Annotated in this window: 30 protein-coding genes and 1 tRNA gene; 18 read left to right on the top strand and 13 right to left on the bottom strand. The window is 57.1% G+C overall.

Annotation, left to right across the window (positions count from 1 at the left end; all coding sequences use genetic code 11):
- Positions 1-46 precede the first annotated feature (46 nt).
- The 5 genes from def to SIB73_RS10260 all read left to right on the top strand — a co-directional run bounded on the left by def (position 47) and on the right by SIB73_RS10260 (position 2,036).
- Complete coding sequence (gene def / locus SIB73_RS10280; RefSeq protein WP_413405383.1) at positions 47-652, top strand: peptide deformylase; 606 nt, start codon at positions 47-49, stop codon at positions 650-652.
- A 4-nt stretch (positions 653-656) separates the two neighbouring features.
- Positions 657-854: a hypothetical protein gene (locus tag SIB73_RS10275; protein WP_066910887.1), complete on the top strand. Its 198-nt coding sequence runs from the start codon at positions 657-659 to the stop codon at positions 852-854.
- Positions 855-911: 57 nt separating this feature from the next.
- Entirely contained in the window at positions 912-1,529 is a 618-nt protein-coding gene (locus SIB73_RS10270; RefSeq protein WP_413405385.1) for a DUF3747 domain-containing protein, read from the top strand.
- A 43-nt stretch (positions 1,530-1,572) separates the two neighbouring features.
- Entirely contained in the window at positions 1,573-1,743 is a 171-nt protein-coding gene (rpsU, locus tag SIB73_RS10265) for a 30S ribosomal protein S21 (protein ID WP_006043142.1), read from the top strand.
- A 149-nt stretch (positions 1,744-1,892) separates the two neighbouring features.
- A complete protein-coding gene (locus tag SIB73_RS10260) occupies positions 1,893-2,036 on the top strand; it encodes a hypothetical protein (RefSeq protein WP_413405387.1) in 144 nt (47 codons plus the stop codon).
- Positions 2,037-2,073: 37 nt separating this feature from the next.
- Here SIB73_RS10260 and SIB73_RS10255 read toward each other — a convergent pair whose 3' ends face one another.
- On the bottom strand, positions 2,074-3,618 hold the full coding sequence (locus SIB73_RS10255; protein WP_413406271.1) for a YifB family Mg chelatase-like AAA ATPase: 1,545 nt from the start codon (positions 3,616-3,618) through the stop codon (positions 2,074-2,076).
- A gap of 73 nt (positions 3,619-3,691) precedes the next feature.
- Here SIB73_RS10255 and SIB73_RS10250 point away from each other — a divergent pair, with 73 nt between their 5' ends.
- From SIB73_RS10250 to SIB73_RS10240, 3 genes are read left to right on the top strand one after another with little or no spacing between them, the layout of a single operon-like run.
- Positions 3,692-4,033 (top strand): histidine triad nucleotide-binding protein, encoded by a 342-nt coding sequence (locus tag SIB73_RS10250; RefSeq protein ID WP_413405388.1) that lies wholly within the window; start codon positions 3,692-3,694, stop codon positions 4,031-4,033.
- A gap of 24 nt (positions 4,034-4,057) precedes the next feature.
- Positions 4,058-6,043 carry an ABC transporter ATP-binding protein/permease gene (locus SIB73_RS10245; RefSeq protein WP_413405390.1) on the top strand — a complete coding sequence of 662 codons (1,986 nt, stop codon included), beginning with the start codon at positions 4,058-4,060 and terminating at the stop codon, positions 6,041-6,043.
- A gap of 9 nt (positions 6,044-6,052) precedes the next feature.
- Positions 6,053-6,268 carry a chlorophyll a/b-binding protein gene (locus tag SIB73_RS10240; protein WP_413405392.1) on the top strand — a complete coding sequence of 72 codons (216 nt, stop codon included), beginning with the start codon at positions 6,053-6,055 and terminating at the stop codon, positions 6,266-6,268.
- Positions 6,269-6,282: 14 nt separating this feature from the next.
- Here the strand turns inward: SIB73_RS10240 and SIB73_RS10235 are convergent, their stop codons facing one another.
- From SIB73_RS10235 to psbX, 4 genes are all read right to left on the bottom strand, one after another.
- Positions 6,283-6,720 carry a TolB family protein gene (locus SIB73_RS10235; protein ID WP_413439592.1) on the bottom strand — a complete coding sequence of 146 codons (438 nt, stop codon included), beginning with the start codon at positions 6,718-6,720 and terminating at the stop codon, positions 6,283-6,285.
- 47 nt (positions 6,721-6,767) lie between these two features.
- Positions 6,768-7,262, bottom strand: coding sequence for a TolB family protein (locus SIB73_RS10230; RefSeq protein ID WP_413405396.1), 495 nt, complete (start codon positions 7,260-7,262; stop codon positions 6,768-6,770).
- A 32-nt stretch (positions 7,263-7,294) separates the two neighbouring features.
- Positions 7,295-8,257, bottom strand: coding sequence for a Ycf66 family protein (locus SIB73_RS10225; RefSeq protein WP_413405398.1), 963 nt, complete (start codon positions 8,255-8,257; stop codon positions 7,295-7,297).
- 81 nt (positions 8,258-8,338) lie between these two features.
- Complete coding sequence (gene psbX / locus SIB73_RS10220) at positions 8,339-8,461, bottom strand: photosystem II reaction center X protein (RefSeq protein ID WP_066910860.1); 123 nt, start codon at positions 8,459-8,461, stop codon at positions 8,339-8,341.
- 89 nt (positions 8,462-8,550) lie between these two features.
- Here psbX and SIB73_RS10215 point away from each other — a divergent pair, with 89 nt between their 5' ends.
- Complete coding sequence (locus tag SIB73_RS10215) at positions 8,551-8,880, top strand: YggT family protein (RefSeq protein ID WP_413406273.1); 330 nt, start codon at positions 8,551-8,553, stop codon at positions 8,878-8,880.
- Between the two features lie 22 nt (positions 8,881-8,902).
- Here the strand turns inward: SIB73_RS10215 and accC are convergent, their stop codons facing one another.
- On the bottom strand, positions 8,903-10,249 hold the full coding sequence (gene accC, locus SIB73_RS10210; protein WP_413405400.1) for an acetyl-CoA carboxylase biotin carboxylase subunit: 1,347 nt from the start codon (positions 10,247-10,249) through the stop codon (positions 8,903-8,905).
- 148 nt (positions 10,250-10,397) lie between these two features.
- Here accC and SIB73_RS10205 point away from each other — a divergent pair.
- From SIB73_RS10205 to msrB, 3 genes are all read left to right on the top strand, one after another.
- A tRNA-Leu gene (locus tag SIB73_RS10205) sits at positions 10,398-10,479 on the top strand.
- A 29-nt stretch (positions 10,480-10,508) separates the two neighbouring features.
- Positions 10,509-11,795, top strand: a complete 1,287-nt coding sequence (locus SIB73_RS10200; RefSeq protein WP_413405402.1) for a glycosyl transferase — start codon at positions 10,509-10,511, stop codon at positions 11,793-11,795.
- Positions 11,796-11,823: 28 nt separating this feature from the next.
- Complete coding sequence (gene msrB, locus SIB73_RS10195; RefSeq protein ID WP_413405404.1) at positions 11,824-12,249, top strand: peptide-methionine (R)-S-oxide reductase MsrB; 426 nt, start codon at positions 11,824-11,826, stop codon at positions 12,247-12,249.
- 42 nt (positions 12,250-12,291) lie between these two features.
- Here msrB and SIB73_RS10190 read toward each other — a convergent pair whose 3' ends face one another.
- From SIB73_RS10190 to SIB73_RS10180, 3 genes are read right to left on the bottom strand one after another with little or no spacing between them, the layout of a single operon-like run.
- Complete coding sequence (locus SIB73_RS10190) at positions 12,292-13,479, bottom strand: PRC-barrel domain-containing protein (RefSeq protein ID WP_413405406.1); 1,188 nt, start codon at positions 13,477-13,479, stop codon at positions 12,292-12,294.
- Between the two features lie 60 nt (positions 13,480-13,539).
- Positions 13,540-17,145 (bottom strand): chromosome segregation protein SMC, encoded by a 3,606-nt coding sequence (gene smc / locus SIB73_RS10185; RefSeq protein WP_413405408.1) that lies wholly within the window; start codon positions 17,143-17,145, stop codon positions 13,540-13,542.
- A 50-nt stretch (positions 17,146-17,195) separates the two neighbouring features.
- Complete coding sequence (locus tag SIB73_RS10180; RefSeq protein ID WP_413405410.1) at positions 17,196-17,606, bottom strand: hypothetical protein; 411 nt, start codon at positions 17,604-17,606, stop codon at positions 17,196-17,198.
- Between the two features lie 64 nt (positions 17,607-17,670).
- On the opposite strand from SIB73_RS10180, the gene SIB73_RS10175 reads away from it, so the two are divergent.
- Both SIB73_RS10175 and SIB73_RS10170 read left to right on the top strand, forming a co-directional pair.
- Entirely contained in the window at positions 17,671-18,111 is a 441-nt protein-coding gene (locus tag SIB73_RS10175; RefSeq protein ID WP_413405412.1) for a glycine zipper domain-containing protein, read from the top strand.
- A complete protein-coding gene (locus SIB73_RS10170) occupies positions 18,108-18,506 on the top strand; it encodes a phage holin family protein (protein WP_413323689.1) in 399 nt (132 codons plus the stop codon). Before SIB73_RS10175 ends, SIB73_RS10170 begins: the two co-directional genes overlap by 4 nt.
- An 11-nt stretch (positions 18,507-18,517) precedes the next feature.
- Here SIB73_RS10170 and SIB73_RS10165 read toward each other — a convergent pair whose 3' ends face one another.
- Together SIB73_RS10165 and SIB73_RS10160 are read right to left on the bottom strand one after the other, a co-directional pair.
- Positions 18,518-19,711, bottom strand: coding sequence for a THUMP domain-containing class I SAM-dependent RNA methyltransferase (locus SIB73_RS10165; protein WP_413405414.1), 1,194 nt, complete (start codon positions 19,709-19,711; stop codon positions 18,518-18,520).
- 57 nt (positions 19,712-19,768) lie between these two features.
- Complete coding sequence (locus tag SIB73_RS10160; RefSeq protein ID WP_413405416.1) at positions 19,769-19,918, bottom strand: hypothetical protein; 150 nt, start codon at positions 19,916-19,918, stop codon at positions 19,769-19,771.
- A 212-nt stretch (positions 19,919-20,130) separates the two neighbouring features.
- Between SIB73_RS10160 and SIB73_RS10155 the strand changes: the two genes are divergently transcribed.
- Together SIB73_RS10155 and SIB73_RS10150 are read left to right on the top strand one after the other, a co-directional pair.
- The gene (locus tag SIB73_RS10155; RefSeq protein ID WP_413405418.1) at positions 20,131-20,355 is read left to right on the top strand and encodes a hypothetical protein; all 225 of its coding nucleotides are present in this window, start codon (positions 20,131-20,133) and stop codon (positions 20,353-20,355) included.
- A gap of 49 nt (positions 20,356-20,404) precedes the next feature.
- Positions 20,405-20,533 carry a hypothetical protein gene (locus tag SIB73_RS10150; RefSeq protein ID WP_413405420.1) on the top strand — a complete coding sequence of 43 codons (129 nt, stop codon included), beginning with the start codon at positions 20,405-20,407 and terminating at the stop codon, positions 20,531-20,533.
- Positions 20,534-20,670: 137 nt separating this feature from the next.
- Here SIB73_RS10150 and SIB73_RS10145 read toward each other — a convergent pair whose 3' ends face one another.
- Positions 20,671-21,012, bottom strand: a complete 342-nt coding sequence (locus SIB73_RS10145) for a hypothetical protein (protein ID WP_413405421.1) — start codon at positions 21,010-21,012, stop codon at positions 20,671-20,673.
- Between the two features lie 742 nt (positions 21,013-21,754).
- Positions 21,755-21,973 carry a hypothetical protein gene (locus tag SIB73_RS10140; RefSeq protein WP_413405423.1) on the bottom strand — a complete coding sequence of 73 codons (219 nt, stop codon included), beginning with the start codon at positions 21,971-21,973 and terminating at the stop codon, positions 21,755-21,757.
- Between the two features lie 142 nt (positions 21,974-22,115).
- On the opposite strand from SIB73_RS10140, the gene SIB73_RS10135 reads away from it, so the two are divergent.
- Together SIB73_RS10135 and SIB73_RS10130 are read left to right on the top strand one after the other, a co-directional pair.
- On the top strand, positions 22,116-22,196 hold the full coding sequence (locus SIB73_RS10135) for a hypothetical protein (RefSeq protein ID WP_413406275.1): 81 nt from the start codon (positions 22,116-22,118) through the stop codon (positions 22,194-22,196).
- A 239-nt stretch (positions 22,197-22,435) separates the two neighbouring features.
- Positions 22,436-23,452: a hypothetical protein gene (locus SIB73_RS10130; RefSeq protein ID WP_413405425.1), complete on the top strand. Its 1,017-nt coding sequence runs from the start codon at positions 22,436-22,438 to the stop codon at positions 23,450-23,452.
- Positions 23,453-23,770: the final 318 nt, after the last annotated feature.

Below are 23,770 nucleotides of genomic sequence, written 5' to 3'. Positions count from 1 at the left end.
GGGAAGACTGCCTAAGATCAGCACAGTTTTGATTCAGGTTGAGACCTTGGCCAGGAGCTTCGCCCAGTTGGCACGATCCGCCGAGAAGACCAGCTCTTCAGTGGCCGTGCCGAAGAAGCCTCTGGATTCTCCTCCGCTTCACATTCACCAACTTGGTGCTGAAGCTCTCAGGGTCGAAGGCCGTCGTGTCGGCAAAGTTGATGAATCGGTGAGGGATCTTGCCAGAGACATGCTGCGCAGCATGTACACGGCCCATGGCATAGGCCTTGCCGCTCCCCAGGTGGGCGTCGACAAGCAGTTGCTGGTGATCGATCTCGATCCGGAGACCCCGAGCACACCACCCCTGGTGTTGATCAACCCCGAGGTCATTTCCGCCAGTGCAGGGCTTGACACCTACGAAGAAGGTTGCCTGAGTATCCCTGGGGTTTATCTCGATGTGGTGAGACCCACCGCAGTGCAGGTGAGTTTCCGCGATGAGATGGGGCGCCCGCGCACGATGAAAGCCGATGGCCTGATGGCCCGCTGTATTCAGCACGAGATTGATCACCTCAATGGGGTGCTTTTCGTTGATCGGGTCACGGACAAAGACGGACTTCTCAAGGAGCTCAAGGACCATGGCTTCCAGTCGTCCGACGTGCGCTCCATCCCCTGATTCCATGCCGATGAAACCCCTCGCAGGGCTGTTCCTGGCCCTGGCCTGTGTGCTCGGTATCGCTGCCACAGGGAGTGTGTTCGAGCTTGCCTATGGCGATCCTGATCTTGGTGTCACGCTCACGCGATGGATCCTCGGCCTGACTCTGCCGGCCACGGTCGGGTCGCTTCTGGTTGCGATTCGGCTCAACAAACCGGCCTGATTGATGCAGCCGAAGAGCCGCGGCACTTTTACGATCCAGGCACATTCTTCTGCTTCGATGGCCCGTTTCCGGATCGCCGCTGCCGCTTTAACGGTCTTCGGTGCCACTGTCGCCACTGGACTGATGTCTTCGGTGCGTGCGCAGGGCTCCCTGTTCACCACCACTGAGGTCGATGAAACCAAGTTTGTTCTGGTTTCAGCTCCGATCGGCTCCGGCGAACGTTCCCAGCTGAACATCTATGAACAACGCACTAGTGCTCGTCCCTGCTACTCGGTGACTGGCAGTGCGCCTGCGGTGGTTGATCCGTTGCTGGCAACCTTCGATTTCACGGGAATCTGCAACCGCTATATCGACGGCAATGGTTATTCGCTGCGCATCGGCGGTAACGATCTGGGAACCCGCTACCGCCTCTCGGTCATCAAATCAGCGAATGACGTTCAGTTGATGGCTGTGCCAACGCGTAACCCTTCTGAACCCACTTTCCTAGTGGCTCGAGCAGGCGGCTTCGGCAACAACTTTGTTGAACTGAAGCTCGAGCCCGGCTGGAAGCTGATGCGACGCCAATATGGAAAGCGCACCCTTGGACATCTCTACGTCTACCGCGATGGAGTGCAGTCCGAATCTAGGGGAGCGGCTGAGACCGCTGTACCGGGAGAAACAGAACAGACCCCCTGAGGTCACTTGCTAGGTTAGTGCGCTGGAAATCATTGCTTGTTGAATGACTCAGGTCACGGTCGGCGAAAACGAAGGCATCGAATCGGCGTTGCGTCGCTTCAAGCGTCAGGTCTCCAAGGCTGGAATCTTCGCTGATCTCAAGCGTCTGCGTCACCACGAGACACCGATCGAGAAGTACAAGCGCAAAGCTCAGCAGCGTCGTCGTCGCCGCTGATTCACTTTCTGCCGGTGAGGCGTTGAACGTCTCACCGGCTTATAAGTCCTGGACTCGTGCCGGGTCACCGGCTGAAAACCCGTATATCGGCCTGTTGGCTTCCTCTTCAGTGTTGTCAAGACTGAATGCAGAGATGAGTAATCAGTGCCATGGGTCGATCAATCAACGCATTCCGCTCCTGGATGGCGGAAACTCTTTCACATGCCGTTGGCAACCCCAGGGAGGAGAAGATGACTGTTCCTCCCGCCATCGGTCCTCAGCCCTATAGGGATGATCCCAGGTCAGGTCGGTGAAATCCTGATTACGTTCCTGCAGGGGCCATGGTCAGCATCATGGCTCAGCAGTATCGAAGCTTCTGAAGCAAAGTGCGGAAGCCAGATTCTCAAGGTTCACCTGGTCACTGGCATTTAAGTCGGCCACCGTTCTGGCGACCCGCAACAGACGCAGTCCGCTGCGCATGCTCAGACCTCTTGCGCGGATGACCTCCTCCCAGTGTTCGATGGTTTCCGCCCTGAATCCACCATGCTGTTTGAGCTGTTGGGCACTGAGTTCACGGTTGGGCAGATCGTCCGGATTGCGCTCACGCATCAGCACCCTGGCGCGATCGACTGAGGCGGCGCTGAAGGTCGGGTCCTGCTCTCGGGAGTTCCTAGCCAGGCTGCGGCGCAAACTGTCAGGCTCTGCTGGTTCGAGTTTCAGCTGAAGATCCAGCCGGTCGAGCAGCGGTCCTGACAGCCGCCCCCAGTAACGCCGACGTTTCAGCTCACTGCAGATGCAGCGGCGATCGCCCCACCAACCGCAAGGACAGGGATTGGCGGCAGCGACCAGGGTCACTCGGCTGGGAAAGCGGCAGCTGATTCTTGCTCTGCTCAGCCAGATCACGCCTTCCTCGAGGGGCTGGCGGAGTTGGTCAAGCACCGATCGGGGGAATTCGGTCAGTTCATCCAGGAACAGCACTCCACCGTGGGCGAGGCTGACTTCCCCCGGTCGGGGATGGGCACCTCCTCCAAGCAATGCGGCAGCTGTTGCACTGTGATGCGGGCTTCGAAAAGGCCGTTGCCGGATCAACTGCCCTTTACCACGAATGAGTCCGGCAATCGAATGCAGCCGGGTGATTTCCAGAGCTTCCTCTCTGTCCAGAGGAGGCAGAAGTGATGGCAACTGATGGGCCAGAACTGTTTTGCCGCATCCAGGTGGACCCACCAGCAGCAAATGGTGGCCGCCTGCAGCAGCGATGGCGAGGCCCTGACGAGCGAGACCCTGTTCTGGGAGATGGAGCAGTTTCTTGGTTGAGTCAGATTCCAGAGAGGCCTGCTGAATGGTTTCAGGGACCGACCGTCTGCAGCTTTGAAGAGCTCTTTCCCCGCCATTGCGCAGGCATTCCACCAGTTCTCGAAGCGTGGCGGCGCTGCGGACTTCCAGGCCGGTCACCAGGGAGGCCTCGGCTGCATCATCCGCGGACACGGCGATGGCGCTTGCCTTTTGTTCAGCCGCCTCGCAGGCGATGGCGAGAATCCCTCGGCAGGGTCTGATGCGGCCATCCAGCCCCAGTTCTCCGGCACACCAGAGCCCATTGAGCAGAGGCGCATCCAGCTGCCCACTCGCCACGAGCAAGGCCAGTGCGATGGGGAGGTCGAATGCGGGACCTTCCTTGCGCAGGTCTGCAGGTGCAAGGTTCACCACCACTCGCACAAGGGGGCCGCGAAATCCGCTGTTGCGCAGCGCAGCCCGAACACGTTCCCGCGACTCCTGGATCGCGGTGTCCGGTAAGCCCACCAGCTGTAGGCCTGGTAACCCAGGAGCCAGATCAACCTCGACAGTGACTGGAATGGCGTCGAAACCGAGCAGTGACGCACTCAGGCAGCGTGCCAGCATTGAGATGATGAGCGGTGCATGGATCTGATGCCCTGCCTGTCCCATCACCTCCCCCACCACGAGCCCAGGTGTCATGGCCGAGGACACGATCTTTTCCCGCATCCTCAGGGGTGAGATTCCCTGTGATGAGGTCTACAGCGATGAGCAGTGCCTCGCTTTTCGCGACATCGTTCCCCAAGCTCCCGTTCACGTGCTGGTGATTCCGCGTGAACCGATCAAGAGTCTCAGGGAGGCCGCTGAGGAGCATGCCGGTCTGTTGGGCCACCTACTGCTGGTTGCCGCCAGGGTGGCCAAGCAGGAGGGGCTCGATGACTGGCGAACCGTGATCAACACAGGTGCCGGAGCCGGTCAAACAGTGTTTCATCTGCATGTGCACTTAATAGGAGGCCGTTCGCTCGAGTGGCCTCCCGGCTAGGTCTCAGCTGGTCAGAATGGTTTCATGACCATCACTCCCTCAGCTTCCGCATCTGGCCTGGCAGGCCAGATGCGCAAACTGCGTAATCTTGCTCAGCCGTTCTTCCTTCCCCTGGATCAGGCCTCGGGTTGGCAGTTCTCAGGCCTGCTGCTTTCGCTGTTGTTCTGCGTTGGCGGTCTGGTGCTGGTGGCTTTAACCGGGCTGACCGGCTTGGCAGAACGCCTGCTTCCTGAGCTCACGGAAAAATATTTCAGTGGAGTGTCCTCCACGATTGACCTCATCTGGAGCGGCTGGTGGGGTGTTGTTTTCACGGCACTCTTCCTGATCGGTGTGTCGTCGTTCTTGCTGATGCGTCAGCAGTTGCGTAACAGGCGCTGGCTGCATTGGTTGATGCTCGGTGTGATTGTGCTGATGCTGCTCGCAGTCAATGGGATCAATGCAGGAATTGGATTTATTGCAAGAGATCTGACCAATGCGCTGGTTGCAAAGCAGGAAGATGGTTTTTATCGAATTCTCACGATTTATGCGGCTTGTTTTGTTGTTGCCCTTCCTATCCGTGTCTCTCAAATCTTTTTTACGCTGAAGCTTGGGATTATCTGGCGGGATTGGCTTTCTCGCAGTCTGATCGGCGATTATATGAGTAACAAGGCATATTATGTTCTCAATCCAAATGATGAGCAGATCACTGATGTCGACAACCCGGATCAGAGGATCACGGATGACACACGATCGTTTACTACGCAAAGTCTTCAGTTCACTCTTGGAGTGTTTGATGCGCTGCTGACCTTTTCTCTCAACATTCTGATCCTGTGGAGTATCAGTACAACGCTGACTCTCTCTCTGTTCGGCTATGCCGCATTTGCGACAGCAGTTCTCGTGATTTCAGGTCGGAAGCTGGTTCGAATTAACTTCGATCAGCTTCGTTATGAAGCTGATTTTCGATATGGCCTGGTCCATATTCGTAACAATGCTGAGTCAATTGCTTTTTATTCAGGGGAAGAGCAGGAGTCCGCTGAAACGAAGCGACGCCTGGGTGAGGTCGTACGAAATTTCAATTTGCTGATTGTCTGGCGCGTCATTATCGATGTCATGCGTCGTTCAATTGGTTATGCAGGTAATTTTTTCCCTTATCTGGTAATGGCCGTTCCGTATTTTGCGGGTGAAATTGATTATGGAGGATTCATTCAGGCCAGCTTTGCCTTCTCAATGGTGGAGGGCTCGCTTTTCTTCATTGTCAACCAGATCGAGGAGCTTGCCCAGTTCACTGCAGGAATCAGTCGACTGGAAGGTTTCCAGAGCAAAGTCGAGCAGGTGAGTCGAGAGAAAGTTGATGTCTCCAACGTCAACACCGCGGTTAATTCGATCGTGATCCGTCACGCTGATCTCACGCCTCCCGGCAGCGAATTGCCCATCCTCCGTGATCTCAGCCTGAGCGTCGGAGAGTCTGACCGCTTGCTCGTCGTCGGGCCTTCAGGTTGTGGAAAAACCTCGCTTCTGCGCATGATCAGTGGTCTCTGGTCCCCAAGTCATGGCGAGGTGGAACGCCCTGCAACCGGTGAGCTGCTTTTCATCCCCCAGAAGCCTTACATGCTGCTGGGGTCCTTGCGGGAGCAGCTTTGTTATCCGACTGATGAAAGCCGCTACAGCGATGAGCAACTGCGCCACGTTCTTGAAGAGGTCAATCTCGGGACACTGCTCAATCGATACCCCGACCTGGATGTGAAGCAGGACTGGCCCAGGATCCTGTCCCTTGGAGAGCAGCAGCGACTTGCGTTTGGTCGACTTCTACTCAACGCTCCGCGTTTTGTGGTGCTAGACGAGGCCACCAGCGCGTTGGATGTGGCCACGGAGGATCGTCTCTACAAGCTTTTGCATGAGCGTGAACTTTCGGTGGTCAGCATTGGCCATAGGCCAACGCTCAAAAACTTCCACGACAGCGTTCTTGCCCTCGATGGTCAGGGCGGATGGCAACTCCTTCCTGCCACCAGTTATGACTTTGATCGTTCCTGACTCCCCACCATGACCAGCAGCAGTGCCGACGCGAGTACGAAGGAGTCAGGCTCTGAGTCGATTCCTGTTACCAGCGCAACGACATCCGATGTTCCTGAATTCGGCTGGAGCGGTTACGCAGAGCGGATCAATGGTCGTTTCGCCATGCTCGGCTTTCTTTCGGTGCTGCTTGTGGAAGCGCTGAGTCATGACACCTTCCTGCACTGGTCTGGTCTGGTGCCCTGAGGCTCAATCGCTGATCAAGGCAGACGAATGAGATCCACATCCCATCGCCCCTTCCGGCTTACCTGAACGGCGAGAAGTCGTCCTGATCCATCCAGGCTGACCTCCCTCGGTACTCCGGCCGGCTCCACCGGTAAGCGCTGCAGAACTCCGACACCACGTCGGTAAAGCATCAGCTCCGTGCGTCCATCACGGCTGCGGATCAGAGCAATGCGTTTGCCATCGCCGCTGACGCTGACACTGATCGGCTGCGAATCCGACTGGTTGATGCCAGGCAAAGGGACTGGCTGACCGTTGCGCAGATCCACAAGCTCGATGCGTTCCCGACCGTTGCGACTGGCGATCGACGCCAACCAGCGGTTGCCTAAGGATGGCCATCGGCGGCTGTCGGAACTGCGCTGCAGGGCACTGCTGATGCTCCGCTCAGGGCGCAGTCCGGACGGACCACAGCCCATCAGGCATAGCCCAATCAGCAGTGCAGTCAATCGTGGCCAATGTGGTCTCATGGCTGAGGCTCCGCTGGAGTGGATCGGCGCAGTCCACCGCGTCGATCGGCTTCAAGCAGTTCGCTGAGATCAAGCAGCTCCACCTGCCAACGCCCACGATCGGCTGTCTGCACCGCAAGCTGACGCCCATCCGGAGAGAGGCTCAGTCGGACGGGAGAACGACCTGAGGGGAGGCGAAGGGGATGAGCGCGCCCATTGAGTCGGTCCTCGATCAGAACAAGCCGTCGGTTACCGCGCTGAATGATCACGGCCAGATAGCGACCGTTCCAGCTCAGTGAAGGAGAGCTGTGGGGCTGTTGCCTGCTCAGATGGCGCAGGGGGAGACGACCGCCACTGCGAAGATCCTTCAACTGCACGGTGGGTCTGCCGCGCTGGTCAACGATCACAGCCAACTTGCTGCCATCTCCACTGAGTGCGGGCTGCTGCTGCTGCTCAGGCAGAAATGAGCCAGGAGCCCGCTGGGTTTGGCCGCTGCATCCGACTATCCACAAGCCGATAAGCAGCAGCAGCGCAGGGATGCGGATCAGTCGTCGAAGCGGGAGCTGTTGTCCCGTGGACGCGAGCTGCGGGGAGGAGTTCGCCCTGGATCCTGGGAACGCGTGCCGGGCGTAGTCTCCTGGCCGGACTGACGTCGGCTCGGACTGTAGGCCGCATCCTCGGCAGCCTGGCGGAACGGTGTCCCCTGAGGAACTCCAGGCGGCGTTGTCGTTGTTGAGCGGTTGATAAGAGGAGAGCTGGATGCTGAACCCTGTGACTCTTCGTTTGGACGTCGGGAGGCTGCGCGAGGAGAGGTGGTTGATGGGGCTGCCGCACGGGCAGAAGCTGCACTGGGCCTGCTGCCCCGCCGCTGGTCATCCCGCTGATTGCGGCGATCCCCGAAGCTGGGACCGGTGGATGGGCGGTCGTCGTCCCGAGTCCCGAAGCGGGCCATTCGGCGCTCCTGCTCACTGTCCTGCCTCCAGCTGGAAGGTTCTTCAGGGCGACCGCGTCGTCGACTGGCGGCTTGTTCGGGAATCGCAGCTCTGGAATTTCGTCGTGGACGATAGAAATCGTCGTCCTGCCCCTCACTGCGGTCGAATTCCTGGCCTGCGAAGCGACGTCTCAGCGGCTGAGGTTCGTCAAAGCTTTCATAGGACTCGTCGTATCCACCGCGCATTCCAGGTGATTGTCCCCTGGCGGGCGGTTCGTCATCGAAGTAGGCCGAGCGGCGCGCTTGCTCCGCTGAGATTCCTCGCAGACGAACGCTTTCGTACGCAAAAAAGACTGTTGTGCCGGCCAAAAGGAATTGTCCGAACTGGAGTATCGGATCGAGTCTCCAGCCCTGGAAGAAGAGAATGCCGCCGCAGAGCAGGCCGATGGCTGCAAAAAAAACGTCGTAATCGCGGGCCAGTGCAGGTTTGAAGCTGCGCATGAAATACAGCATTGCGCCGCCAACGGCCAGCACGATGCCAACGATGCTGGCCCAATTAAGACTGGCGTTAACCACGATCAGGACCTCGAAATGCGTTCGCCGGGCTCATTGAAACCGGGAACAGTTGTTTCAAGTTTACGAAGTGCGCCAGGCCCTTCAGAGCTTTCGGTCCACCTGGTCGGTCTGGCTGAACAGGAAAAGAGCGATCGAAGCAGGCACCACCACAATCACGGCACCCGCGACCAGGCTGAGCAGGAAATTGGTGAGGGAGGGAGTCATAGTGATCGGGCCGGAACCAAACCCTGGATTCAAGGCAAGAGCGATCTTAGGGATCGTTGGCGACTTTCTACGATGCTGAACCCGTTGCTTTGAGCTTTGTGACGCCGACCCTGCTTCAGATTCTGCCAACGGTGCATCTGATCCTGGGTCTTCTCCTGGCCGCCTGGAGCCTGATGTTTCTGATGAGGATCGTGCTCACCTGGTATCCGAAGGCCGATTCCAACTCGGGGGTCTGGGCTGTGGTGATCTGGCTCACTGAGCCGGTACTGGCCCTCACGCGTCGTGTTGTCGCACCGATCGGTGGTGTCGATGTGACGCCGGTCATCTGGCTTGGATTGGTCAGCCTTGTGCGTGAGCTGTTAGTGGGTCAGCAGGGTGTGCTGTCCCAGATCCTGATGCGTTCCCAGGCCGTTGCTTGAACTGCGGCCGTTCACCTGGAGCTCAGGGAAGCATTTCCTGCTCAACGAATTTGGTATGAACGTCGCCGCTGATGAATTCCGGTCGGTCGATCATCTCAAGATGAAAGTCGACCGTTGTGGGAATTCCCGTGACGGCGCACTCGTTGAGCGCGCGCTTCATGCGTGACAGTGCGTGGGTGCGATCCGTTCCCCACACAATCAGCTTTCCAATCAGGGAGTCATAAAAGGGTGGAATGTCGTAACCGGTGTAAACGTGACTGTCGACGCGTACGCCAGGACCTCCAGGGGGCAGCCAACCGGTGATCCGTCCGGGTGCGGGGCGGAAGTTATGACGAGCATCTTCCGCATTGATCCTGCATTCGATCGCGTGACCGCGAAGCTTGATGTCCTTCTGAAGGACGCTGATCGGCTCGCCTCCCGCGATGCGCAGTTGTTCAGTGATCAGGTCAACTCCTGTGACCATCTCAGTGACAGGGTGCTCCACCTGAATACGGGTGTTCATCTCCATGAAATAGAAACCGCCGCTGCGGTCCAGCAGGAATTCGACCGTTCCTGCGCCCTCGTAGTCAATGCTGCGTGCTGCAGCCACAGCAGCTTCGCCCATGCGTCGACGCAACTCAGGGTCAAGAGCAGGGCTGGGCGCCTCTTCCAGAAGTTTCTGGTGGCGACGCTGAATCGAGCAGTCGCGTTCGCCAAGGTGAACGACGTTGCCATGGCGATCGGCCAACACCTGCACTTCAACGTGACGCGGGCGGTCGATGAATTTCTCCATGTACAGCCCGGGATTGCCGAACGCCGCTTCGGCCTCTCCCTGTGCTGCCTTGTAAAGGGTGTCGAGCTGATCAGGGCCCTGGACGAGGCGCATACCTCTGCCACCGCCACCGGCCGTGGCCTTGATCATGACGGGATAACCCATGCTGGCTGCAAGTTCAGCCGCTTCTTTGGCTCCGGACAGCAGCCCTTCACTTCCGGGAACTGTGGGAACACCCACCGATTGCATGGTGGTTTTTGCGGTGGACTTGTCGCCCATCGAGCGGATCGCATGGGGAGACGGTCCGACAAAGGTGAGGCCATGGTCGCGGCACATCTCCGCGAACTTGTCGTTTTCGGCAAGGAATCCATAGCCGGGATGAATGGCGTCAACGCCTCTTGAGGTGGCGGCAGCGAGAATGTTGGGAACGTTCAGATAACTGCGGTTGCTGGGCCCTTCTCCGACGCAAACCGCCTCATCTGCCAGTTGGACGTGGAGCGCATTTCGATCAACGGTGCTGTAAACCGCCACAGTGGCGATCCCCATCTCCCGGCAGCTTCTCAGGATTCTGAGAGCAATTTCGCCGCGGTTGGCGATCAGCACCTTGCCGATTGGCATCCCGCAGTTTCCAAGCCAGGGCGGATCGTATCAGTGTCCGTGCGTGAGGGTTGATCCATGCTCTGAAGGCAGAGCCTGGAGGGCATTAACGGGCACCCCAGCCGGTATGATCCTTTCCCGATGAGGCCCATTGGGCTCAATCGGCCACGCGGATGTGGTGGAATTGGTAGACACGCACGTTTGAGGGGCGTGTGGCTTCGGCCTTGCGAGTTCAAGTCTCGCCATCCGCATTTTCTTCCTAAAACACGGTCCGTTTCGCTTGACGTTCCGATCCACGGATTCAACGCTCTCTGTGGTGTTCGTGTCCAACGGACCAGGCGAACTGAGTACCTGGGTTCGTCCGCTGGCGGAACAGCTCCACAGGCAATTGCTGCTCAGGCCCAGAGCAAGGCATTCGCCTCTCAGTCTGCGGCTGGTGCTGGTGCCATGCCCTAATGCCACTGGCATGGAGGCTGAGGCTGCCAGCCGTTGGCAGCAGTTCGACCGCATTTTTCCTGCAGCTCAGTTCTGGTCTCTTTTGCTTCATCCGGATCGGTTCGGCCACTGGCCGGCTCGAGGAGTGGTGGTTTTTCTTGGTGGAGACCAGTTCTGGAGTGTGTTGCTCTCAGCAAGACTCGGCTACCGACACATCACCTACGCCGAGTGGGTAGCCCGCTGGCCGCGTTGGAATGACCGAATTGCGGCGATGTCTTCAGGGGTTCAGCAACAGCTGCCCAAGCGCTTTCGTTCGCGTTGCAGGATTGTTGGCGACCTGATGGCCGATTTGTCCAGCCATGCTCGGGTGAGCGATCCTCTGCCTGAGGGAGAGTGGGTGGCGCTGCTGCCCGGGTCCAAGCCAGCCAAGCTGAGCGTGGGAGTTCCTTTCCTTGTCGAAACCGCTGACCGCCTGAGCGTTCAGCGGCCGGGTTGTCGATTTCTTTTACCCGTTGCTCCCACGACCAGTGCCGAGGATCTGCTCCGTTACCTGGAACCTTCCAATCGCATCATGGATGGTTATGCGGCCGGCGTCAGGGAGGTGCTCCCCCCTGGTGAGTGCTGGCCATGGAGGCGGCTCCTGACGGAGGCCGGCACTCTCATTCACCTACAGGAGGACCCCCCTGCCCACGGAGTGCTGAGTCAGTGTTCCCTCGCACTCACCACAGTGGGGGCCAACACGGCTGAGCTTGGAGCTCTCGGAGTGCCGATGATTGTGCTGGTGCCCACCCAGCATCTTGGTGTGATGCAGGCCTGGGACGGTGGGATGGGGCTCCTGGCCCGGTTGCCAGGACTGCGGAGACTGATCGGTCTTCTGCTCAGCGCCTGGAGGATGAGAAACCAAGGTCTGCTGGCCTGGCCGAATATTTCCGCAGGCCGGATGGTGGTCCCTGAGCGGGTAGGCACCATCACACCCGAGCAGATTGCAGCCGAAGCATCGGGCTGGATGCAGCAGCCCGAGCGACTGCAGGGTCAGCGCGAGGATCTCAGGGCGTTGCGTGGCCAGCCTGGAGCAGTGGCGGCTCTGGCTGAAGAGGTGAGAAGCCTGCTGCCTAAGGCTCTTTCCGACTAGCTTTTGATACCAAACCTTCTCTCTGTCCATGACCACTCCATCAACCTCCGGCGGCGATCGTGATGAACGCTCCCCTGAGGAGTGGAAACAGCATCTAACTCCTGAACAGTTCCAGGTGGCTCGCAGAGGAGGTACTGAAAGGGCCTTCACAGGTGCTTACTGGAATCTCAAAGACCGAGGGATGTATCACTGCATTTGCTGTGACATCCCCTTATTCAGTTCCGAAACCAAATTTGACTCCGGCACCGGCTGGCCCAGTTTCTGGCAGGGAGTCAGTTCCGGGGCCATCGTCACCAAGGAGGATTTCAGCCATGGAATGGTGCGCAGAGAAATTCTCTGTGCACGCTGTGATTCCCATCTCGGACACGTGTTCAGCGATGGACCAGCTCCCACGGGTCAGCGCTACTGCGTCAACAGCGCTTCACTGCAGTTCAAGAATGGTTCTGAGTCCTGATTGGACTGACTTTGATCGATTTGACACGCTGCTCAGATTGATTCACCAGGGATCTTCAACGGGCTCGCCGGAAGACCTTTCCGGAAGTTCGTTGCTCCATGGCTCGCGCGCCTTCGGTTCCAGTGGTTGTCGCTTCATGGGTTGCACATCCATCGGTTCCACATCCAGGGGTTCTCCGGGCCGCTCGGCTGGTCGCCGAGAAGCCGGACGGGGACGATCGTCGTACCTAGGCCTTTCTTCATCGATGAATGAATCCCTTTCGCCCCGAGGGTTGATGTAGCGGGAGGGATCTGGCTCCCGGAAAGACCGTTCGTCCTGGTCCTGATTCCGGTAACGATGATCCAGAGGCTCAGGTTCGCGTCTGGAATAGCGCTCAGCCTCTCTGTAGCGCTCGGTCTCTCTGTAGGGCTCGGGTTCATCGATGGGCAATTCATCGAGGTAGCGGCGCCGGCGTAGGCCCTGCTCCCGTGGCTGTTCCAGCTCCACATATTCCAGTTCCGGCTGTTCAGCTTCAAAACGCTCGGCCTGAGAAGACTCAAGCTGTAGTGGAGCCGTTTCAGCTGGCTGACCAGAGCTGAGTTGGTTCTCAACGGGCACAACATTGAGGCGGTAGCGCTCTCTTTCCTGCTCCTCCCAGCTGGCGCCTCCCACTCCCAGCTTTTCAAGGAATCCACTGTTGAGTTGTTTGAGTTTGTCTTCGGCGCCCTCGTAAACAATGATCCGGTCAGCACCGCTGCTGACGATTTCGTCGACGGGAATCTCCCAGGTGCTGAGTACTCCTTCACCGAGCAGCGGTACACCCAAAGCCCCCATCACCAGGGTGGTCAGCTCGCCGGTTTCAATGTCGAAGGAGAAGCCCAGAACTCGGCCAAGTTGCTGCCCTGATTCCGTGATGACCTGGCAATTGATGATGCGGCCGTAACGATCAGCTGCAAAGCCTTCGCTGAGGGAGTCCGCTGAGTCGACAAGGATCACGTCCCCAACCTGGCGGATTCGGTCGAGGGGCATCCAGCGCGGCAGGCCCGGCAGAAACCTGGTGAGTGGATTGTCCCGTAATCCCAGGGCCACCACTTCGCGGCGGTCGATATCCACGACCACTTCACCCACAACGCCAAGGCGCCTTCCGCTGTCGCGGGTGATGACCTGCGTACCCATCAGTTCCGACCTCAGCCAGAGGCGGTCACTGGGCACGTTCGCCAGGGGGTCATTGGAAGTTGACGACAAGCTCAACCGCGGGCCTCAGCCGGAGGGATTCGTGACATTTTGGCGCAAGGCCCCTTCACTGGCTGTTCAGGCTGCATCAGGAAGGCCAACCACCTGGGTATGGGCCCCGCGGGCCTGGGTCACGCCGATCGTACGTGTGGAGGCTCCGATCATCGGGCGGCGGTGGCTTACCACCAGGAACTGAGCCTGTTCAGCCTGGCGGGCAATCAGGGCCGCCAGGCGTTCCACATTGACCCCGTCGAGGAAGCTGTCGACCTCATCGAGCGCATAGAACGGTGATGGGCGGAAGCGCTGCAGAGCGAACAGAAAGCTCAGCGCAGTGAGCGATTTCTCGCCCCCTGACATGGCGGCCAAACGTCTGACGGCTTTGCCCTTGGGATGGGCCACGAGTGTGAGGCCACCCTCGAGAGGGTCGTCTGGATTGTCGAGCTGAAGCTTGCCATCGCCATCGGAAAGGCTGGCGAAGATTTCGCGGAAATGGCTGTCGACCGCCTCAAAGGCTTCCATGAAGGCTTCCTGGCGCAGCGTGGCCACGGTTTCAATCCTCAGCAGCAGTTCTTCCCGCTCCTGGCTGAGCACATCCAGCCGTTCACCCAGGTCGCCCAGGCGTTGTTCCAGTTCTTCCAGCTCCTCCAGGGCCAGCATGTTCACCGGTTCCAGAGCTTCCATGCGCAGCTGCAATTGCTGCAGGCGTTCCTGAAGGCTCTCCAGACCACTTTCACGCAGCTCGTCGCTCATCTCCGGCAGTGGATCAGGCAGCGTGGCCCGCAGCTCCTCCAGGCGAAGTCCACCGTTGCGCAGTTGCTCCTCGAGTGAGCTGCGCTCTTCGCGCAGGCGCTCCAGTTCCCAGCGGGCCTGCTGCAGGGCTTGCCTCTGTTCTGCGACGGCAGCCTCAGCTTCATCTCTGGCGCGTCGCTCTTCTCCGAAACGGGTTTGCAGTTCCTGCTGCTGAGCTTCCAGTTCATTCCGGCGGGTTTTCAAAGCCTGTTGCTGTTCTCTCCAACGGCCATGAGCTTCAGTGAGAGCCTGAACCGCCTGCTGTAGGGCTGCTTCTTCCCGTTCAATCGTTTGCTGCTGATCCCCGAGTCTCTGTTGAGAGAGCTGTCGGTCGCGTTCCTGTTGGAGCAGCGCATCACGTTGCTGCCGTGCGGCCTCAAGACCGGAATCCACCCGTTCAAGCTCCTGCTGCAGAGCTTGCCAGCGCTCGGCATCACCACTGGCTTCAACACTGGCTTCCTGGGCATTCAGCTGCTCGAGTTGCGTTTGCAGTGGGTTCAGGCTTGTCTCCAGCTGATCAAGCCTCAAGCGGTGTTTCTGCTGGGCCTGCTGCAGCTCGCTGAGTTTGTGCTGACGCTGCTGCACGCGTTCAAGCAGTGGTCCATGGGCACGCTTGGCGGCCTGGCGTTCCGCCTCCAGAGCAGCCTGGCGCTGCTCTCGTTGGCGCAGTGCTGGCCGCAGCTGATCCACGGCCTCCACCAGTCGCTGCTCCTCCCTTCGACAGGCGGCCAGGGTCTCTCCCAGCTCCAGCAGTCGCTGACGCAGTGGGGCCGCTTCATCGCCTTCACTGCTGGCTCCGAAGCTGAGTCCGCCTCCGCGCTGCGAGAAGCTGCCTCCAGTCATGGCACCACTTTTTTCAAGCAGCTCACCCTCGAGGGTGACGGCCCGCGAACGGCCGAGGAATTGTCTGGCACTTCCCAGATCGTTGAACACCTGCGTGTCGCCGAAGACATAGGCGAACACGTCGGCATAGATCGCTTCGTAGCGGATCAGGTCGACAGCGCGTCCGACAAGGCCGCTCCCCTCACCGGCCTGGGGGCGGCGGCCGCGTGCCGTGGCAGCGGCAGATCCCACACCAGGGGCTCTGATCTTGTTGAGCGGCAGGAAGGTGAGTCGGCCGGCGCGGCGACTTTTCAGCAGATCAATCGCACGCGCCGCGATCCGGTCATCGTCCACCACCACCTGACCCATTCTTGCGCCGGCAGCCACTTCAAGAGCCAGGCGATGGCGTTCATCAACCTCGCCAAGTTGAGCAACAGGGCCATGAAGCCCTTCCAGGCCCGATTCGAGCAGCAGTCTCAGGGCGCCAGTGCCTCTGCTTTCCTGGAGGGTTTCCCTGCGGCTGTCGTGGCGGGCAATGTCGCGCTCCAGCCGTGTCTGTTCCTGTTCGAGCCTGGAACGGGTGCGCTGCTGGATGGCGGCCGACTCCAGCAGTTGCTGCAGTTGCTCTCTGCCGCTGCGGACCGACTCCAGCAGGGTCTGCCACTCCAGCTCGAGCTGTTCCAGCAGGGTCTGGACCTGCTGATTTTCCGCACCGTCTCGATCCCGTTCCTGTTCCAGCTCCAGCTGACGCTCTTCGTCTTGTCGAAGCCTTTCCTTCAGTTGTTGACGCTCTTCCTGAAGGGGTGTGACACGACCTTGGAGTTCCTGGCGCTGACCGGAGCGCTGTTTCTGCTCTTCGAGCCAGGTGCCTGAACGCCCTGCCACCTCTCCCAGCCGCCGCCTGGAAAGCTCCACAGCTGCTTCCGCATCTCTGCAGTCCTGTTCGGCTTTCTCCAGCAATCCATTGTCAGTATTCAGGCGCAGCTCTTCCGTTTCAACCTGCAGTTGGCCGCGGCGGGCCTGAAGCTGATGCCGCTGTCCCTGCAGACGTTCCCCCTCCTGCTGATGCTGACTGGCTTGCCGTTCCAGTTCGCGGCTCTGTGGCTCCAGACCGGCCAGTTCAGCCTGCACGCTCAGCAGCTGGTCTTCGCCAAGTGCCTTGACGTTCTCCTGAAGAGTCTGCAGCCGCTCGGCCGCTTCCTGCAGGCTCAGGTCGCGTTGCTGGATTGACCGGGCGTCGCTGTCTTCCTTCACGCTCAGCTGTTCCTGGCGCTGCTGCAGGCGGCGGCGTTCCGCCTGGGCTGCTTCGAAGGCCAACACCAGCTCCTGGCGGCGTCCCAGCTGCAGCTGCTCCTTAAGTTCCTGATAAGCCCTGGCCTTGGCGCAGTCCTTTTCAAGCCGCTGTCGTGCTGCAAGCAGTTCCTGCTCCACGATCCGGCAGCGATCCTGCCGCTCCTGCACCTCGTCAAGCTTGCGCCGGGTTTGTTCGATGCGCGTGTCGAACAGTGCAACACCAGCCAGCTCATCGATCAGGCCGCGGCGATCACGGTTGCTCATCGAGACGATGCGGGTCACATCGCCCTGCATCACCACATTGCTGCCTTCAGGGTCGATGCGTAGTCGTCGCAGCTGTGATTGCAGCTGCTGAAGATTGCATGGGACTCCATCAGCGCTGTAGCTGCTGCTGTAGGAACCGCCTGGCATCACCCGCAACTTGCGTGTGACGGTCCATTCCGTCTGGTCGGCGCGGATCCACGGACCCTCCTCTGGAGGCTCCAGTCCTTCCTCTGCGGCGTCAGGCTGCCACTCGGACAGATCGAAACGCACGCTGACCGTGGTTTCCGCTGACTTTCCGGCCTTCAACACATTGCTGTTGACCAGATCGGGCAGGCGATCAGCACGCATGCCCTTGCTGTTGGCCAGTCCGAGGCAAAACAACACTCCATCAAGGATGTTGCTCTTGCCAGATCCATTTGGTCCGGTCACCACCGTGAAACCCGGTTCCAGGGGGATGGTCATCGCCCCCCCGAAGGACTTGAACTGTGTCAGCCCGACCTGATTGATGTGTACCAACAGGGGCCACGGCTGTCAGCAATCTGAAATTAGCGGAGCTTCGAAAAAGCTCAAGTGCCTTGGGCGGCGTTCCTCTCATCCGGACTGCTCATGCTGCATCGGTCTGCTGTGATTTCCAGAACAACTGGTTCGCTAAGGCCGATCACAGCCATGCCTTCCAGTTCCACCTGGATCGGCTGATCGATATCAGCAGGCAGACGGCTGCGCATGATGCCTGCCACGACACGGCGTGCCCAACCTCGATCGCCGGAGACGACGGCTGCTTCCCGCTCCAGCCAGACCAGTCGATGAGGAGGTATCCGTGTGGCCCTCACTGCGGGACCGTTTAGGCGTGGGATCGCCTCCAGCCGCCAGCTGCGACAGCTGTCCCCGTCCTCAAGCAACAGGTCGAGGTGGCAGCCATAAGGGTCGTCCGGTGCAGCGAAATGTTCGAGCAAGGCGTAGCGCAACCGTTTACCCACCAATGCCAATGGGTTTCATCTCTGAGTTACCACCCTTACTCTGCGTTTGGCTGTCAGGAACGTCATGGATTCAGCTCCTACTCCAACCGATGCCCCTGAGGATTCCCAGGATCTCGCTTACCGCTTTCGTGATCGCTTTGAAAGTCTTTTGCCGGAGATCCAAAAGCGCTGGCCAGAGGTCACCCATCAAGCTCTGGAAGCCACCCGCGGCAGTTTCGATGAGGTGGTGCATCTGATTTCCACCCACAGCGACCGCGCTGCCAGCATCGTGTCGGTTCAGCTTGAGGAGTTGCTGCATCAGGCAGGCGATCGCTCTCGAAGCCTGGCTGACAATCTCGATCCGCTGGAAGAGCAGCTGGAGCATCTGCTCGATGAGCTCAACAGAACGCTGAGGCCGAAGCTTGAAAAGCCTGTGCGAGACAGACCTCTGATGTCACTCGCTGTGGCCGCTGGTGTGGGGGTTCTTGTGGGTGCGCTACTGACCGGTGGAAGGAGATCCTCATGAGTGAACTGCCACGTTCCGAGCAACCGCGCTCCAGAGGCCTTGGTGCCGCTGCCCGGGTCACGGCACTCGCGGGTTCGGTGATGGATCTGCACGTCCGCATCGCACTGCAGGAGGTGGATCGCGAGAAACGCCGCCTGATCAGCGGTGGTGTGTTTCTGGCCATGGGCGGCACGTTGATGCTGATGGCCCTTGTTGCTGGAGAAGCCGCCCTGCTGGTCTGGATGCTGGAGTCGTGGGGTTGGTCGTTGATCCAATCGCTGCTGGCGATGGCGATTCTCAATCTGGTGGTGGCCGGTTTCAGCCTGCGGATTGGTGGTCAGCTCGCCAAGGGACCGTATCTGCCTCAGACGCTGGAAGGTCTGCTTCGCACCACGCGGGCTGTTCTCGGTAAGTGAGCCGCCTGCGCTCAGTCTTTCCGGAGGCTTGAATCCGGCGAGCGTCTGTTCAGTTCGTAATGCAGCCAGCGGCAATCCAGGCCACCGTTACTGACAGGGATCCTGCGTTTCGCTTTGAGACGCAGAGATGCGGTCAGCTCTCTGTTGCCGCTGAGAAGCCATAGATCCCAGCCTCCATAGTTGTTTTTCAGCACCTCTCCCAGCTCTCTGTAGAGCTTCTCAAGTTCGGCACTGTTGCCCAGCCGCACTCCATAAGGGGGGTTGCAGACCACCACGCCTCGGTGGTGCTCAGGAGGAGGTGCATCCCTGAAATCGCCTTCAAACACTGTGATCACGTCCTCGAGGCCTGCTGCGCTCACGTTGTCGCGGGCCTGCTGGGCGATGTTGTGGTCCTGCTCGTAACCAATGATCTGTGGGGCTGCCTGGGCGGGTTGCTGTCTTGTTCTTGCTCGTTGCTGTTCCGAATCCCAGAGCTTCCCTTCGAAGTCCGCCCATGATTCGAGCAGGAAATTGCGATGCAGCCCTGGGAATCGCTGCAATGCCATGGCTGCTGCTTCGATCAGCAGCGTTCCCGAACCACAGCAGGGATCCGTCAGAGGGCTGGTTCCATCCCAGCCGGTGAGTCTGATCAGACCGGCTGCCAGGTTTTCCTTCAGCGGAGCAGCACCAACAGCTGCCCGGTATCCCCGGCGGTGGAGGCTGCCACCGCTGCCATCCAGGCTGAGCACTGCTTCACCACGATGCACGTGAACATGCAGACAGAGATCGGGATCATCCAGATCGATGGATGACCGTCTTCCCCAGAGTTCACGCTGAAGATCAATCAGAGCGTTTTTCACCTGCAGCGCCGTGAAGTGGCTGTGATTCAGCCCTGGAGCATTGCCAGTCACATCCACACGGAAGCTCATCGATGGGTGAAGCCAGCGTTCCCAGTCGAGAGCCTGCTGCACGCCCTTGTGAAGCGAATCTCGGCCGTCGCAGCGGAAGCGCGCCATTTCCCGCAGAAGCCTGAACGGCAGACGAGATTGCAGGTGAAGCCTGTAAAGACAGGCCATGTCGCCTTCAAAGGATGCTGCACGTCGCAGGGGCGTGACCTGCTTGGCACCGAGTGCCTGCAACTCCTGACAGCCGATCTCTTCGAAACCCTGGGGCAACACTGCGACGCCACGAATGACCTGTGGTGAGGGTCGCTGCTTTTTCCCCAAATCCGCTGCTCCGCTTCACCACTGCTGTCAGAATGACAATGTTCGATCTTGATCGGACTAGGTGATCCACACCAGTGTTTCGGACAGCGGTTCGATTCCGCTCAGCTCCATTCCCCCCTTTTCCGGGGCTGCAATGGTTTCGACGGGGCATGAGGAGGGTGACTGAAGCCTGCTCGGTAAGAGCAAACCCGTAACTGCGAACAACATCGTTCGTTTCTCCCGTCAAGCAGCCCCTGTTGCTGCCTGATCCTTAAAGGAGATGGGGTGAAGTCAGCCTTATCACCCAAGTGACTCGCGGGGGCTGGAAGGCCCCCACCACTGTTCCTTCACAACAGTTTCTGACTTTTATACGTCCACTTGAATCGGCTCTGATTGTCATTTGATGGTGCCCAGGTACCACCGCCATGCAGAGTGTGGTTATGAATCAGCCAAGTCTTCAACAACTCAGATCACTGCGGCTCGATGCACTAGCCCGTGACGACAGGGCTGTGGCTGATCTCAATGCTCGCATCTCCAACTCTCCTGATTATCTGGTGGAGGAGTTGATGAACAACCATGGGTGGCCTGCCCATGAGGCTCTTTGCGCTGTCAAGCAACTTCAGGAGAAAGTTCTTCGCAACACTTCCGAGCAAGCTGCCGCCTGAGTCTGTAGCGCTGCACGATGTGGTTCATGCGCTGACCAGCAGAAGACTCATGGATGAAGACACCAGCAAAACAACAAAAACTGTCTGGTTCTGGGCGATCGGACTGAATCTGATCGCCTGGAGCGGTTATCTCGTTTTGACAAGAGTCATGGGAATCACCTTTGATTCGGTTCATTAGGCTCTGAAGCGTTGTTGCGTGGCCACAGCTCAGAGACTGAGTAGAAGAAAAGGATGTGCCATTGACTCAGAAGTCTTGAAGACAGCCTGGTGCAAAGTGATCCAGGTTGGTTGGCCGATGTCGTTAAAAACGGATGTTCAGGATTTCCGTGGGTAAGGGGGATTTCCCGCCAGCTTGACATTGATCTCCTTGCAGATATTCATCCAGGCACCCAGCCCAAAGTTCACTCCGTTTGGGCCATCGATAAAATCTTGGAACTGTTGAGCCGTGGTCCCTTCTCGAACTTCCCAGATGCAGAAGGCAGGGCCTGCAGGACCAATCGGGCAGAAGCAGTGGTTGTAGAAACCAGCTTTTAAGTTATTTGCAACCGCATCATCCCAACCTCCTCCGGGTGCCATTGCTTTCTGCGCTGCATCCCACCATTGCTGCGCTTTGCCAGCCCGAAACTCATGGTGAACGTGGAAGAATTTGGAAGCCAATAATCAGTGCTGGACATGCTCTGATTATTGCGTATTACAGCAATTGCAATGGTAGTTGATGTTTTCAAAACAGTTCTTACTTCTCGATAGTTGGATTTGTTGTTCGGAAAGAATCCCAAAAGACGTAGAGGTGCCCTTTTCTTTTTTTTTCAACAAGCCAGCGCCAGCTGGCTCGATGAGAGCGATTGCTTGGCGCTGCGCTCAAAAGGAAGACCTCGGTGATTTTCGCCAAAATTTAAGAATCATGGTATTGAGTGACTCATCATTCTCAGTTTTTTCGAATTAGTTTGAAATTAATCCGGTTCGGTGAATAAAAATGAATGCATTCGAGCGTATCAAAAGCAAAATCAAGACTGAGATGCTTTCGGTTTTTGTGACATTGCTTGAAATTTGTTACCAGGCCTACGGAAATGTCTGAACCAGCGCAGCAAATAAACTTTCTCTTTTGAGTTGACAGTGCGATCTGTGCACCGATAGAGGTAATCCAGTTTGCACTTATCGGATGGTTTTGCCATGGCTTAGCAGTTGGCGGTTGCTTCGATTCTTCTTGGAGTGATTTTCAACACTCGCTAATGATGGCTTTCATTAATCGACTCACCCAGATACTGCCTTGTTCATGTATCTCTGCTGAATTAGTACTGTTCCCACAGTTCTGAAAATATTTCAGGAACAGTCCAGCTCTGATGACATTTTGTTTATGCCTTGTCTCGGTGGTTGGCTGAAAACCTCATTCGGAGAGCTATCAGTTTTTTTCAGCAATCGTTTTGTTGCAATAAGCATGCTGAGATTGTGCCCAGAGCTGATACCACCTGGTTGAGTTGGTGGTTGGAATGTGCCTGATGTCTTGAGCGGTGAATGCCACTGAGGGCAGATAATGACTGGCTTCTCGAATGCAGTGCAATTCTTTTTCCATTGTTCTCCTGGCTTCGTCTTCCCAATGAATAGCTGTATCGCTGATCAAGACCGCCTATGTGGGCTGATCCACACAGGCGCAAGCAATGAAGCGATGTTTTCACATTAGGATTTCTCCTGAAGTGATTGTTTTAAACGAAGAACCATTGCGGCATCATCCTTCTGCGTAGTCGGCGTTGATTGAAATCACGGTGCTCGACTTCAATCTCAGCAATACCTTTGAAGAATACAAAAATTATATGGAAGCGCCTGATCAGCAGGTAATGTTCTAAGAATTGGCATCAAAATGTTTGATTGAGTTGTTCCGTAAAATGACCCTGATAGTACAATTGTCATGTTCAAGAGCCCGAAAATGTATTGAATGACATTGCTATGAATCCATTGACTAGCCTCTTGTTGAGTCTCTGGTTATTTTGATGAGGCGACAGTGATCACAAGTTTGCTTAATAGGTTTGGGTGATGCAAAGAATTGTGGTATTGGCAGCATGTCTCTATGCGGTGCGATGATCTGATGATGTCAGTTATTCAGTACCCGGTGATCGATATTAATGTCTGGATGATCATTGGCTTTCTGCTTGCCGCCTTTTCAGTCGTTTCCAACGACTCCCTGCAAACGCTTGGTACTTATATCTCCTCCAACCGACAGCGAACACCCAAGAGTGTTCAGATGGTTTTTGTTTGTGGCGTTACGATTTTTGTCCTGTTTCTGGGTTGGTCGATCAATCATGGGGAGAGCGCTTGGGGACGTTTGCAGTTATTTCCCGTACCCGAACCTTTTACCTGGGCTTACATCATTCCTCCTGTTGCAGTCTTAGCACTGACAGCCTGGGGTGCACCTGTAAGTACATCATTTCTGGTGCTTTCTTCGTTCGTTCCTGAAAATATAGTGAAGCTTTTAGGTAGTTCAATTTCCGGCTATGTCATGGCATTTTTTCTAGGACTTGCCTTCTGGGGACTGGGAGGATGGCTTTTAGAAAGATGGATTTTTCGACGTAATCAGGAATCAAAAGATATCAATAAAATTTGGTTTGTCGTCCAGTGGTTTTCGACTGGTTTCCTATGGAGTATGTGGTTAGTTCAGGACATGGCGAATATTTTTGTTTACTTACCTCGCAATCTTGATCTCACTTCCATGCTCGTGTGCACTCTGATTCTTTGCATGGGTCTTTGTTTTTTGATCGTGGTTGGTGGTGGTCCGATTCAGGGTGTTTTGCGCTCCAAAACGAACACTACCGATTTACGATCAGCTACTGTGATTGACTTCATGTTTGGTCTTTGTCTACTCTACAGAGCATTTATAAGCAACTTTCCCTTGAGTACAACTTGGGTTTTTCTTGGTTTACTTGGAGGCAGAGAACTAGCCTTGCGGATTAAGGAACACGCACAAACCACTGTTTTCACCAACCAGACGCACGGAAGTCTAGTGAGGGTGATTGGCAGTGATCTTGGAAAAGCATCCGTCGGGCTTGTTGTGAGTTTGCTGATTGCACTTGGAATACAGCCCTTGATAGCTTGGAGCAGTCTGTAACCGCTTACTCCGGGAAAGTGAGAGTTACTGGGCTGTTTGATTGATTTTGTAGATGCTTAATACAAGACAGGCAGTCCCAAAGCTGACAAACAGAACTAGCAGATTCTCACTGGTCATGGACTTGATCTAAGTATAAATACTCTAAGAGCTCTGTCCCTCTGTCGTGGCTGACAGCGGTTTTTGAATGGTTGAGGACTGTCTGCGTATGGTGGGTGAGCAGACATCGCCATTAATTTTTGATGAGAATAATATTCCTCTGGACTCATGCCTGTAGTTAACAAGCATGATGAATCAGGATTTGATGGAAACAACAGAATA

It is taken from the genome of Synechococcus sp. MIT S9509 (assembly GCF_047303035.1).
Lineage (GTDB): Bacteria > Cyanobacteriota > Cyanobacteriia > PCC-6307 > Cyanobiaceae > Synechococcus_C.
Note: the sequence above shows the minus strand (reverse complement) of the source record. Positions and strands in the feature narration are given on the sequence as shown.